We start from the raw sequence: 12,784 nt of genomic DNA on the forward strand, positions 1-12,784 counted from the left end.
GGAGTTGAAGGGTGAGAGAATGGACATTTCAATAATCACTGCACAACTAGTTAAGGAAAAAGTTATTTCACATTATCCAAATAGCGTAAAAGCATTAAACGGGGGAACGACAAGTACTATATATTTGTTAGATGAACAATACGTTATAAAGTTGAATGAATCGGATGTCATACGTGAAGAAGCTTATTTTCTTCAGTTTTATAAAAAGGACGAATTATTTCCAAAGCTTTTATATAAGGAACCTTTAAATCGCTATATTGTTTACTCATTCCTTGAGGGCACAACTTCTTGCAAACTAGGCCATAAACGGAGTGTTCTTAGTAAACTTGTAAAGGAAGTTATCAATAAGTATGAAGTAGCTACAGAGGTTGATGGCTGGGGATGGAAAGAAAGCCCAGTTCAATCTTGGAATGAATTTTTAACGACAAATGTGATGGAAGCTCATGAAAATGTAAGACGTTATATAAGTGAGGAAGAGTATAGAACGGTTTTTAAGTTAGCAAATAGTCCAAGTAGGGGGACTGGAATAAATGAGCCATTTTTATTGCATGGTGATCTTGGATTTCATAATTTTATATTTCAAGAGAATAAACTGCACGGTGTAATTGATCCTTTACCAGTGTTAGGAGATCCTATATATGATTTAATTTATGCGTTCTGTTCAACTCCGGAAGATTTAACAAAAGAAACGATTGGTTATGCGATGAAACAATGTGTATTTTATAAAAAAGACCGTGATTTATATGAAGAAATAGTCATAGGATTATATTTGCGTATAGATACATGTTTACGGCACCACCCGAAAGATTTAGAAGATTATTTAGCAGCTTGGCGTTATTGGATGGGTGAGGTTGAGGTGACTTTTTAGTACAAATATTTTGGGGGAGATAGTGAGATGAATGTTGCAGAAGCGAAAAAGGATTTACTGTAATTCCATTATCGGTTACAGTTGCCTATTTACTTACTTTTATAAGTTTATTAATTGAAAATAAAAAAGTAGATTATTATCAACAAAAATCAGCTTAATAAAAATATAGGGATAGGGGGAATTATGATGAAAAATTTCGTTTGTACAACGTGCGGTGTGCAGTATGCAGCGAGTGTAGAGGAACCGGTGAGTTGTCATATTTGTGATGAAGAGAGGCAATATGTGAATCCGAAAGGGCAGTCTTGGACGACTTTAGAAAATTTGCAAACAGATGATACATATAAAAATGAAATAATCAAAGAGGAAAATGGACTTTATAGTATTACGACAAAACCAGGATTTGCGATCGGTCAAACGGCATTTATAGTGAAAACAGAGTCATATCGTTTACTATGGGACTGCATTACGTATTTAGATGAAACGACAATTGCGAAAATAAAAGAGCTTGGTGGATTAGATGCAATTGCATTGTCTCATCCTCATTATTATTCAACGCAAGTAGAATGGGCAGAGACATTTGATGTACCAATTTATATACATGAAGATGATAAAGAATGGGTGATGCGCCCAAGTAGTCGTATTATTTATTGGTCTGGTGAGTCTTTACAATTAGCGGATGGGATTACTGTACATCGTCTTGGAGGACATTTTAGTGGTGGTTCTGTATTGCACTGGGAAGAAGGTAATGATGGAAAAGGGATTTTGTTAACAGGTGATATTATTCAAGTTGTAGCGGATGAGCGGTGGGTAAGTTTTATGTATAGCTATCCAAACTTAATTCCATTACCAGCGAGAAAAGTGGAAGAAATGGTGAACCGAGTGAAGCCGTTACAGTTTAATCGTTTATACAATGCTTTTCATCGAGTAGTAAAAGAAAATGCAAATGAGGCAGTTGAACGTTCTGCTGAAAGATATATAAAAGCAATAGAAGGAAAGTTGTTTCATACGTAAAAGGAGAGTAGCTTAATGAAAACGTTAGTGTGCTTTGGAGATAGTATTACAGCTGATGAAACATTTTTTGATGGAATGCCGAGATTAACACCACGTTTGCAAGAGATGTTTCCGAAGTGGAAAGTAGTGAATGCAGGTGTTCCAGGGGATAATACATTCGATGCGTTACATAGGATTGAAGAAGATGTAATATCATATAAACCAGATTTCGTAACAGTTTTTCTTGGTACGAATGATGCAGTTTCTTTTTCTCAAGTGTCATTACAAGCATATAAAGAAAACTTAGAGAAGATTGTGAACCATATTTCATCAGATAAAGTACTACTGATTAGTCCTGCACCAGTTGATGAAGAAAGACAGCGTAATAGAACAAATAGAGTGCTTGGTCAGTATGCAGACGTGGTGGAGAAAGTGGCGAGGGAAACAGGAAGTTATTTTCTAAACGTATTCGCTGAAATGATTCAAGAACGGGATTATAAAAGATTTGTAGAAAATGGTGAAAAAGATGGATTACACTTTGGACCAGAAGGCTATGAGTATGTAGCGAGGTTAATTGGTGAAAAGTTAAAAGGAATTTTATAAGGAGCAAAGCACTTAGTGTTTTGCTTTTTCTTGTTTTTTTGCAGTCTATAAACTTATTCACCGCTGTAATTTGCACAGATATTTTGTTTTTTTATATGCGTAAAAGGTTAGCTCTGTTTTAAAGTAATATAAATTTATTTTTAAAAATTTATATTTCGTAGTTGAAAATCAATAAAGGTGTAACTATAATAGTTACAGTTAGTTTGTTATTTTGAAATATACACATTGAATTACAAGAATGAAAGGAGTTTTTATGTAAATCAAAAAGTTATAAAAATCTATTAATTTTTATAATAAGATAAAAAGATTTTTGGTTCATACACATTATTAAATATGTTAATTCTAATAGAAAACTAGAGGTGGAAAGATGAAAAATTTTAAAGGTATGTTGGTATCATCACTTGCAATTACAACTTTTGCTGGGGTAGGTACGACATTTGTAACAAATACAGTACATGCTGCCAATAACGATTCTAGTAAAATACAATTTCGTTCTAATAAGAGTATAAACACAACAACTAGCTCGAGATTGCCTGTATTATCAATCAATCCTTATGATGAACCTAGATTTTCGAGACAGGGATATCTTGAAGAGGCACCTTTAGGAATTAATGCTCCTTATGCTTGGGGAATTAAAGGAGGAGATGGTCAAGGAGCAACCTTTGTAGATTTGGAAGAAGGCTGGTTATTAAATCATGAAGATTTAGTCGGTCAAAATATTGAATTTATGTCTGGAAAAATGAGTAATGATCTTTCTCACGGTACTTCAGTTCTAGGTGTTGTTTCTGCAGCTGACAATAGGATTGGGAACATTGGGATTGCACCAAAAGCAAAGGCAAAAGTAATTTCAGTGATCCGAGATAATGGGAGAATCGATGTAAGAGATGCTATTTTAAGTGCCGTAGATTCTTTACAGGCTGGAGATGTTTTATTAATAGAAGAATCCTTTAAATATGATGGATATGGAGATGACCCTTTACCAGTAGAAGTATACCCGAGTATATTTAACGCAATTCGCAAAGGTACAGATAAAGGCATTATTATTGTAGAAGCAGCTGGTAATGGTGGGATTGATTTAGATGAATTTAAAGACCGTAATGGTAAACAGATTTTAAATCGAAATAGTCCAGACTTTAAAGATTCAGGAGCTATTATAGTTGGAGCATCTACTGCAAGAGTTCCTCATAAACGTTTAGGTTTCTCTAACTATGGTAGTAGAATTGATGTATATGGTTGGGGAGAGTATGTTGATACATTAGATACATATCAAAATCAAAATAGTAAAGGGCAAAAAGTTACAGATCAGAATATAATGAATCGTTATACTTCTAACTTCCGTGGTACTTCTAGCGCTTCGCCTATAATTGCTGGGGCTGCTGTATCAATTCAAGGGATTGCTAAAGAACATTTAGGTAAGGCATATACACCAAAAGAATTGAGGGCAATTTTAAGTAATCCTAATACAGGCACAAAGTCTAATAATCCATCATCTGATAAAATAGGGGTTTTACCAGATTTAAAAGCGATTTTGTCTAACCTTGGATTTCATAGTGATTTGACTACCAATGATCCTATGGTATTTCCAGATAACGTAGAAAAAAATGAAGGAAAAGAAAATTCAACTTTCGTATTTCCAGGTGAAGAAACAAAAAGAACAGGTGATAAAAATTCAACTGTAACCTTCCCAGAAGAAGATTTAAAACAGGAGGAAAAAGAAGAGGGATTAATTGTTTTTCCTGATTAATAAAAAAATACTACCTTCCATTTGGAGGTAGTATTTTTTATTTCTTGTCATTAACAAGCAGGCATGAAATTTGTATTTGTTTATCTTTCATAATGAACTTAACCACAAAGTCGAATGTTTGACTGTTAATTAACTTTTTCGTCTCAATCAATTACATGAATTAATCTAGAAATGCTTGCTGCAATGCTTTCAGTCCATCGCTGTATATACCATGAAACAGATTTATTGCCTCTTCATCACTAACCTCAACAGGAGTGAACGTACCAGACCACTCTACTAATGATGTGTTACTTTCAGTACCTTTTTTCACCCGGATTGTAGATAAATAATTAGTGACCGGGAACGGTGCATTCATGATTGAATACGTGTAGTAGCGTTCCTTATCATTGAATACTTCTAAGCGTTCTATAATTGTATCACCATCTGGATTAGCTAGATGACGTACACGACCGCCTTCAGTTAATTTACTACTAGGTATATAAGGTAACCAGTCTGGAAGGGAGTTGAAACCTCCTATTAATTGCCATACTTGTTCAGGTGATCCGAAAATTTCCATAGATATAGTAGTATATGCCATGTTCATTACGCTCCTTTTCATCCCGGTATTTACGGGTAAATAATCAGTAGAGAATAAATCGCCCCACTGATTAAAGTTTCACTTTATAGGTCCATAACTTATAGTGAGAATGAATTTTATCGTGGATTTTTTATTTAATATATAATTATAAATTTAAAACTATATACTTTTAATAATTAAATTATATAATAAATATAGAAACGAAAATTTATGAGCAAGGAAGTTGAAAAATATGACATTAACAATGGGCTTTATTGGATTTGGAAAGTCAGCTAACCGCTATCACTTACCTTATGTAAACACACGTAATAATATAAAAATAAAAACGATTTTTGTACGTCAAATAAATGAGAAATTAGCGGCTCCATATAAGGAAAAAGGTGTTTACTTCACTACTGATTTGGACGAATTGTTGAATGACAAGGAAATTCAAGTGGTGACGATCTGTACGCCAGCACATACGCATTATGAATTAGCAAAAAAAGTTATACTAGCTGGAAAATCAGTTATCGTTGAAAAACCATTTTGCGATACAGTGGAACATGCGAAAGAATTATTAGCTTTAGGACGAGAAAAAGATGTAGTAGTTATGCCTTATCAAAACCGCCGTTTTGATGGTGATTTTTTAGCTGTGAAGCAAGTAATTGAACAAGGATTCCTTGGTGATATTATTGAGATTGAATCACATATTGATTATTTCCGTCCTGGTTCAATCACTCATGAAGCTCCAAAAGAAGAAGGTTCATTTTACAGTTTAGGTATTCATACGATGGACCGTATGATTTCACTATTCGGCCGTCCAGATACGGTGACATACGATATTCGTAATAATGAAATGGAAGGTGCGGTTGATAATTATTTCGATGTTGGTTTACATTACGGAAATCAGTTGAAGATTAAGCTGAAAACGAACCATGTCGTAGCAAAAGATTATCCACGCTTTATCGTTCATGGAACAAATGGATCATTTATTAAATATGGTGAAGATCAGCAGGAAAATGATTTGAAAGCGGGGATTATGCCTGAGAGTGCAGGGTTTGGTGAAGATTCACCGATGTACTATGGAGTTGCTAAATATCGTAATGCAAATGGTGACTGGATTGAAAAACAAATTAAAACGCCGCTTGGTGATTACGGTCGTTTCTATGATGCCGCGTATGAAACAATTATAAATGGTGCACCAAAACTTGTGAAAGACGAAGAAGCGGTAACGAATATAGAAATCTTAGAAAATGGATTTGCTGCCCCATCACCTTCAGTTTACAAACTTGAGGCTTTACATTTGAATGAATAGAAGAGAGTTTGCAGTATAAAGGAGGTATGAAAATGGCAAGCGGATCAACACAAGTAAAATACCTCGGCATTTATCAAAAGATTAAACAGCAAATTTTAGACGGTGAATATAAAATCAACGAAAAAATTCCGAGTAGCCCCGTCCTTGCTGAAGAATTTGGTGTTTCAGCCCTTACTATTAAGAAAGCGCTGGATCTATTAGTTAGAGATGGCTACATCATCCGCCGGCGCGGAAGTGGAACAGTGGTGCAAGATTGGCGTCAACAGGAAAAGGCACGAATGATTCAAACTTTAACGGGTACGAAAGCTGTATACGGCAGTGAGGTAGAAAGTAAAATTATCGAGTTTGCGATTGTTGGGGCTGATGAAGTAGTTGCTGAGAAATTGGGAGTTTCAATCGGTGATTTCGTCTATAAAATCATTCGCCTCCGCATCATTCACAGCATTCCGACGATTATGGAGCATACATGGATGCCAATTTCGGTTATCCCAGGTGTTGAGGCTTCTGTTTTAGAGGAGTCGATATACTCACATATTCAAAATAAACTTGGTCTTGAAGTAGGGACATCTGTTGTCAGGGTTAAAGGAATTCGCCCAGATGATAGGGAAAAGCAGTTTATGAACTTAACAAATCAGGATTTCCTAATGCGAGTTGAACAAGTAGCTTATTTAACGGATGGACGAACTTTTGAATATTCTTATGCAGATCATCTACCCGAAACCTTTGAGTTTGAAACAGTCATTACTGCAAAAAATTATAAAGAGATATAAAAATCGGTTGAGGCAAGTATTGTCTCAACTGCTCCTATTATACGTTAATAGAATGAATCCAAGACTTAACATTTGATTTATAGAACTGTAAAGTTTAAAATTACAGTATAGTTTTTAGAAGTGAGTTGTTATCGTCTGTAAAATGTAGATAAATTAAATATTCTCGAATAAATAATATTGCTTGTATTTGATTCTAAACTGTAATTTTTTTTAATACATTTCAATAACCGATGTTTAAAATGTACGTTTCATAACATTAAAGGAGTGAGTGAAATATGGTAATTCTATATACAACAGCAAGCTGTGCCTCATGCCGAAAAGCGAAAGCATGGCTTGAAGAGCATCAAATTGATTATATTGAAAAAAACATCGTATCAAATTCTATGACAGTTGATGAGCTTAAATCGATTCTTCGTTTAACTGAAGAGGGGGCTACTGAAATTATTTCAACTAGATCGAAAACTTTTCAGGACTTAAATATAAATATTGAGGAGCTCTCGCTCAATGAATTTTATACATTAATAATTGAGCATCCACTAATGTTACGTCGCCCAATTATGCTGGACGAGAAAAGATTGCAGATTGGTTTTAATGAGGAAGAAATTCGTAAATTTTTACCACGTAGCGTTCGAACGTTTTTGAACATTGAATTGCAAAAATTGGCCAATTAATAAGTAGTATTTTTAGAAAAAGTTTTTTGAAAGGAGGAAGCAGAAGATGATTGAAGTATGTGTTACAGTTAATTATAATGATAGAAATTATCAAACAAATGTTATTGTGAGTAAAGATACGATTTGGACAAAAATTAAACAGTTGGCAGAAGAACAAGTGAAGAAACAGTGGAGTGTTTAATTTTATTTTCAACTTAAAAAGCTAAATGAAGTTATCAGATATAGGTGGGACCGGATAGAATATAAGAGAATTAATTTTTTATGGCAAGAAGTATTCTATATGTTTTAACGTTCTAACCTATCTGTAATATTTATGGCTACAGTTAATATATGAGAAACAATATTTTTGATCGTAGGAGGAAAATCATGAACAGCGACTTTACCTTGGCCATACACAGTTTAACTTATTTAGCTTTACAGCCAGATCGGATGTCAACAAGTAATGCTATTTCAGAAAGTGCAGGTGTACATCCAGTACGCATTCGCAAAGTACTAAGTTTGTTAAAAAAACATAAGTTTATACAATCGAAAGAGGGGACTGGTGGCGGTTTTATTTTCGCTCGCGATTTAGATGAAATTAATCTTTGGCATATTTATCAGATAACCTCTGAAGGTGCTTTGCAGCCGAAGTGTCCAGAATCAAACAATCAGTGTGTTGTAGGTTCGAACATGCGAAAAGTTCTTTTCGCTATTTTCTTAGGTGCTGAAGAGCATCTAGGTGAATACTTAAAGAATTATACAATGAAAGAAGTTGTTGACCTTATCAATCAAGAGCGTTAAGCGGCTTAATTATTATATAGCCGTGAGTTCTTAACACTTAAATGTAATGAAAAATATTACAGTATAATTGTTTTTATATCTTTTTTATCGTCACAAAAAATATTTATAGGAAGGTGAAACGGTATGATGTCAAATAATAATCATGTTTTAAAAGTAGGAGATTGGGTTCGTGGAATATCAAATGAAGGTGAATTAATAGTTGGTTATATTGTATCACTTGATGATGTAGAGGATATAGTTACAGTTAGTATTGTGAAACGTGACGGCCAGTACACAATAAACGAAGCGATTTTACTCTTTAGTAAACACGTTAACAAACTCCCTGAATCAAAGGTAATAAATAAGGAACAAATCCTTTATCTTATAGATCTTGCATTATTAACAGGGGATGAAGAATGGTTTATCGAGCTTTCTTCAAAATTAAACTCGATAAAAGAGCTAGTTAATGAGGGATTTTAAAATTTAAACTTTTGAGGGTGCACACAATCCGCCTTATGGAGAGGACACAATTACTTTTCGCATAAAAGGAAATGATGTAAAAACGATTCATTACAAACATAGAGATATCCCTGAAGAAGAGCCGAACAAACTACAATTAAGATGATATTGAAGTGATTTGTTTGTGTATTCCTGATAACGATAATTATGTAAATGAGCTGTCCATATGGGGCAGCTTTTTTGCTTTTTGCTCAGTGTAGCTTTTTAAATTGTATATGAATTCAATATTAATAATATATATCCTAAAATTTGGTTTTTGTATTTTTGGGTTTTTTTCTTTTTACCTACATTAATTATTTATTAGAATATCTTTTATGTTTAAAATAAGATTTTTTGATAAAAGGGGATATAAGTATCTTTATAATAAGTCACCTAGAAAAACAATGTATTATTGTATTTTTTTAATAACTAATTCAGCTTTAAGCGATAAAAACAATGGCTACATGCTAACTGTAAAATATTATCCATATAAAATTATTCCTCTTTAATATTTCTGAAAATATAAAAATATTAATTTTATAAATATACACGTTATAATGAGGGCGTCGAGAGAAATTTTATTATCTCTGGAGAAAATATAAAAAATGCGATTATTAGTAAGAAAGGTGTGTGATTAGAGGCGAAATGTATGTAATGTGCTTCAGTGGCTTGTGTAAGCAATATCATCAGTGCTACCGAAGTTATGAAGGTAATGTATAGAATTGAGAAAGAAATGCCTCGCAAATGAAGAGAGGCCGGTTTAGCTAAAATTACTGTTAAAAGTAAAAAAGAGAAACCATTAAAGTAATACACTGTTATTAGAAATGTTGCAACGTATTTATGAAGTCTATTCTATATTGTTCTCTTAAGGGGTCTTTATATAAAGAGCGGATATTACGAGTAAACTTTTTTGTGAACGCTAACAATTATATTAGGACGCTAATTAGTGAATGTTTCAATTTGGATTCATTATGATGAAGGACATACAATGTGGGGCAACTTGTAAGGAATTCATTTTCCAGAAAGGGAATATTTGTTAGATGCAAAGAGAGATGCAGGAATAGATACAAGGGGGAGTTATTATATGAACGGGAATACTGCAAAGAAAATAGAAGTTCAAGCTGAAAATACCGCACGAAAAAATGAGCAATATGCAGATCCGAAAAAGTGGCATAAGCAGGATACTACATGGGCACTGAGTCTATTTGGAACTGCAATTGGAGCAGGGGTGCTCTTTTTACCGATTAATGCAGGTTCAGGTGGTTTATTATCTTTACTACTAATTACATTACTTGCATATCCAGTTATGTACTACTCACATAGGGCGCTTGCTAAAATGATATACGCTTCTAATTCTGCTGATGAGGGGATCACAGGTACAATTAGAGAGTATTTCGGAAATAAAGCGAGTATCATTTTTAACATCGTATATTTCGGTTCAATTTATACAATCGTACTAATGTATTCGGTTGCGCTTACAAATACTGCAAGTAGTTTTATCGTGCATCAATTGCACATGCCAGAACCTCCAAGGGCTATTTTATCACTTGTATTAGTTCTTGGTCTTATCGCTATACTAAATTTTGGTCAAGATATTACTGTAAAGGTAATGAGTATGTTAGTGTATCCTTTCATAGTTTCTCTACTTTTTATTGCAATATCTTTAATTCCACAGTGGAATACGTCAATGCTTAGTTTTTCAGCTGTTTCAACTGCTTCAACAGGAACAGGCTATTTTGGGACGATATTGATGATTCTACCAATCATCGTATTCTCATTTAATCATTCACCTATGATTTCATCATTTGTTGTGAAACAGAGAGCTACGTATGGAATCGAAGCCACTGATGCTAAATGTGCGCAAATACAAAAGGTTTGTTATATTATGACATTCGCTGTTGTTATGTTCTTCGTTTGGAGTAGCGCATTGAGCTTGACTCCAGATGATATAAAAATGGCAAAAGAACAAAACTTATCAATTCTTTCATATCTTGCTAATGAGCTTAATTCGCCTGTAATCACTATTGCAGCTCCAATTATTGCTTTTGTGGCTATTACAAAGTCTTTCCTTGGCCATTATATAGGAGCATTTGAAGTAATGCGTGACATGATTATTAAGTTCGGTAAATCACGTGGAAAAGATATTGAAGAAAAAACAATTAAGACAGTAATCCTTACTTTTGTTGTATTATCATGCTGGTTTGTTGCTTATACAAATCCAAGTATTCTTGGACTTATTGATTCTCTAAGCGGTCCATTAGTTGCTGCTATCTTATGTCTATTACCGATGTATGCGATTCAAAAAGTTCCAGTACTAGCTAAATACAAAGGGAAAATGAGTAACGTATTTGTTATTATTGTAGGTGTACTTACTGTCTTAGCAAGTATTAAGTCATTATTCTAATTCACTATTATTCGTATTAGTGTAAAAATAGTTAATACGAATAACTTTTTGGACAAACTTCTCACATTGGAGAGTTTGTCCTTTTTTAGTCATTTTATCAACTTGCCGACAAACAGCCACCTTCCAGGCAGAAGGTGGCTTGTTTCGGTATTAATTTATTTTAACTATTCACGTCTGAATGGCCTTTTTGGAGCAATTAGCTCTAAATTAGTACCAGCTGAATCGGAGAAGTAGGCAACTCCTGTACCAAATCCAGATTTCAAGTCGTCTTCTTGAAAGATAATTGGTTCGTCATCTGGGTGCTATCCTATGCCCATCAAGCTAACAAAATGGATTGCCTCTGAAACAAAAAATGATTTTTATTACTATAAAAAACGTAAAGTATCTGTTTTTAGAAAAAATTAATTTTTATAAATTGATGGAGGTATAACTCAATTCTTTTATATATGTAGTTAAATATGATTGTCAGAATGAACTTAAAGTAATTATGATTTCTAGAAATGCGAACTGATGTTTTGAATTGGTTTAAAGTTGCTGGAACAAAATAAAACCAATTGAGCAAAAAAACTTGCAAAAATAAAAAGAGAGATGTATATTAATTGATGTATCAATAATTGATATATCAATTAATGTTTTAACAAGAAAGAAAAGGAACATTTTATGAAGGAAATGTTCGTAAATATCAGTGGAGAAGAGCGCAAAATACTTATTCATGTTCTATTACAGATGCAAAAAAATGTAGAGAATATTAAAGAATAGAGAGTGTAGGGGGCAGAATAGTGTGGAAATAATCGCAGCTATTTTAGTCGGGATCGTAGCATTAGAACATTTGTTTATCATGATCCTTGAAATGTTTTTTATTGATTCAAAAGTAGCGAAACGTGCTTTCAAATTACCGAAGCATTTAGAAGGAGATCGAAACGTAGCCATTATGTTTGCAAACCAAGGTTTATATAATGGATTTTTAGCGGCTGGTCTCATTTGGGGACTTGTACTTGGGCTCAATCCAATTGGTTATATGGTCCAATTATTTTTCGTGATTTGTGTGGTGATAGCAGCTATTTTCGGAGGTTTCACATCTAATAAATCAATTATTGTGAAACAAGGACTTCCAGCTGTTTTAGCATTGGTTGCCCTTTTATGTATAATATAGAATCAAAGTTTTTCAATAAAAGAACTCATTTTTGAAAAGAATACGCTATTCTTTCTTTAGAATTATAGGAAAGGATGGCGTTTTGTATGTCTATTTCTATATGTAGTGAATTATAACTATTCTCTCAAGGGACTCAACTGCTTTTCAGCTTTTGGATATATTTTCATCCATCTTTGTTTCCTCCTATTGTTGGATAGTGTAATAATTGATAAAAATTTTGATGAAATTGGATTATAACGATTGATCAAAAAAGTTAGTGATTAAAAATATTATTCTTTAGTACATACATTTTTAAGATGTTAAATATATTTCATAATAGTCTCTGTAAGATAGGGATAAGTAGAATAGTACTTTTTATAACTTTGAATGTCATTCATAATAGCACCAGTAAGAAGAAAACAGGCTTTACGGTACTACTAGTTACCAAAGATGTTACAGTAGTTTATTTAGAAT

The 12,784-nt window shown here is 33.3% G+C and carries 13 protein-coding genes and 3 pseudogenes; 14 read left to right on the plus strand and 2 right to left on the minus strand.

What is annotated here, in order from left to right:
* The first annotated feature begins 19 nt into the window (after positions 1-19).
* The 5 genes and pseudogenes from ACTFRY_RS07475 (at position 20) to ACTFRY_RS07495 (ending at position 4,205) form a co-directional block, all read left to right on the plus strand.
* Positions 20-868, plus strand: coding sequence for a phosphotransferase (locus ACTFRY_RS07475; RefSeq protein ID WP_000355249.1), 849 nt, complete (start codon positions 20-22; stop codon positions 866-868).
* A gap of 41 nt (positions 869-909) precedes the next feature.
* A pseudogene (locus tag ACTFRY_RS07480) lies at positions 910-1,026 on the plus strand (DUF7010 family protein); the annotation flags it as partial.
* 25 nt (positions 1,027-1,051) lie between these two features.
* The gene (locus ACTFRY_RS07485; RefSeq protein ID WP_002000328.1) at positions 1,052-1,879 is read left to right on the plus strand and encodes an MBL fold metallo-hydrolase; all 828 of its coding nucleotides are present in this window, start codon (positions 1,052-1,054) and stop codon (positions 1,877-1,879) included.
* Positions 1,880-1,894: 15 nt separating this feature from the next.
* The gene (locus tag ACTFRY_RS07490; protein WP_000855198.1) at positions 1,895-2,461 is read left to right on the plus strand and encodes an SGNH/GDSL hydrolase family protein; all 567 of its coding nucleotides are present in this window, start codon (positions 1,895-1,897) and stop codon (positions 2,459-2,461) included.
* Positions 2,462-2,828: 367 nt separating this feature from the next.
* Positions 2,829-4,205, plus strand: a complete 1,377-nt coding sequence (locus tag ACTFRY_RS07495) for a S8 family peptidase (protein WP_002000327.1) — start codon at positions 2,829-2,831, stop codon at positions 4,203-4,205.
* 160 nt (positions 4,206-4,365) lie between these two features.
* Here ACTFRY_RS07495 and ACTFRY_RS07500 read toward each other — a convergent pair whose 3' ends face one another.
* Positions 4,366-4,782, minus strand: a complete 417-nt coding sequence (locus ACTFRY_RS07500) for an SRPBCC family protein (RefSeq protein WP_000332041.1) — start codon at positions 4,780-4,782, stop codon at positions 4,366-4,368.
* Between the two features lie 232 nt (positions 4,783-5,014).
* Here ACTFRY_RS07500 and ACTFRY_RS07505 point away from each other — a divergent pair, with 232 nt between their 5' ends.
* The 8 genes and pseudogenes from ACTFRY_RS07505 to ACTFRY_RS07540 all read left to right on the plus strand — a co-directional run bounded on the left by ACTFRY_RS07505 (position 5,015) and on the right by ACTFRY_RS07540 (position 11,178).
* Positions 5,015-6,076 (plus strand): oxidoreductase, encoded by a 1,062-nt coding sequence (locus tag ACTFRY_RS07505; protein WP_098617212.1) that lies wholly within the window; start codon positions 5,015-5,017, stop codon positions 6,074-6,076.
* A 32-nt stretch (positions 6,077-6,108) separates the two neighbouring features.
* Positions 6,109-6,846, plus strand: a complete 738-nt coding sequence (locus ACTFRY_RS07510; protein ID WP_000146278.1) for a GntR family transcriptional regulator — start codon at positions 6,109-6,111, stop codon at positions 6,844-6,846.
* Between the two features lie 275 nt (positions 6,847-7,121).
* Entirely contained in the window at positions 7,122-7,517 is a 396-nt protein-coding gene (spxA, locus tag ACTFRY_RS07515; protein WP_000236190.1) for a transcriptional regulator SpxA, read from the plus strand.
* A gap of 46 nt (positions 7,518-7,563) precedes the next feature.
* Complete coding sequence (locus ACTFRY_RS07520) at positions 7,564-7,698, plus strand: BA3454 family stress response protein (RefSeq protein ID WP_000573532.1); 135 nt, start codon at positions 7,564-7,566, stop codon at positions 7,696-7,698.
* A gap of 185 nt (positions 7,699-7,883) precedes the next feature.
* Positions 7,884-8,297: an Rrf2-family transcriptional regulator SaiR gene (gene saiR / locus ACTFRY_RS07525; protein WP_001083465.1), complete on the plus strand. Its 414-nt coding sequence runs from the start codon at positions 7,884-7,886 to the stop codon at positions 8,295-8,297.
* 123 nt (positions 8,298-8,420) lie between these two features.
* Entirely contained in the window at positions 8,421-8,756 is a 336-nt protein-coding gene (locus ACTFRY_RS07530; protein ID WP_000987462.1) for an IDEAL domain-containing protein, read from the plus strand.
* Positions 8,757-8,763: 7 nt separating this feature from the next.
* A pseudogene (locus ACTFRY_RS07535) lies at positions 8,764-8,901 on the plus strand (DUF3888 domain-containing protein); the annotation flags it as partial.
* Positions 8,902-9,858: 957 nt separating this feature from the next.
* Positions 9,859-11,178 (plus strand): aromatic amino acid transport family protein, encoded by a 1,320-nt coding sequence (locus ACTFRY_RS07540; RefSeq protein ID WP_001014190.1) that lies wholly within the window; start codon positions 9,859-9,861, stop codon positions 11,176-11,178.
* 164 nt (positions 11,179-11,342) lie between these two features.
* Here the strand turns inward: ACTFRY_RS07540 and ACTFRY_RS07545 are convergent.
* A pseudogene (locus tag ACTFRY_RS07545) lies at positions 11,343-11,477 on the minus strand (VOC family protein); the annotation flags it as partial.
* A 482-nt stretch (positions 11,478-11,959) separates the two neighbouring features.
* On the opposite strand from ACTFRY_RS07545, the gene ACTFRY_RS07550 reads away from it, so the two are divergent.
* On the plus strand, positions 11,960-12,331 hold the full coding sequence (locus ACTFRY_RS07550; protein WP_000402471.1) for a DUF1304 domain-containing protein: 372 nt from the start codon (positions 11,960-11,962) through the stop codon (positions 12,329-12,331).
* Positions 12,332-12,784 lie beyond the last annotated feature (453 nt).

It is taken from the genome of Bacillus cereus group sp. MYBK195-1 (genome assembly GCF_051916605.1).
Lineage (GTDB): Bacteria > Bacillota > Bacilli > Bacillales > Bacillaceae_G > Bacillus_A > Bacillus_A cereus.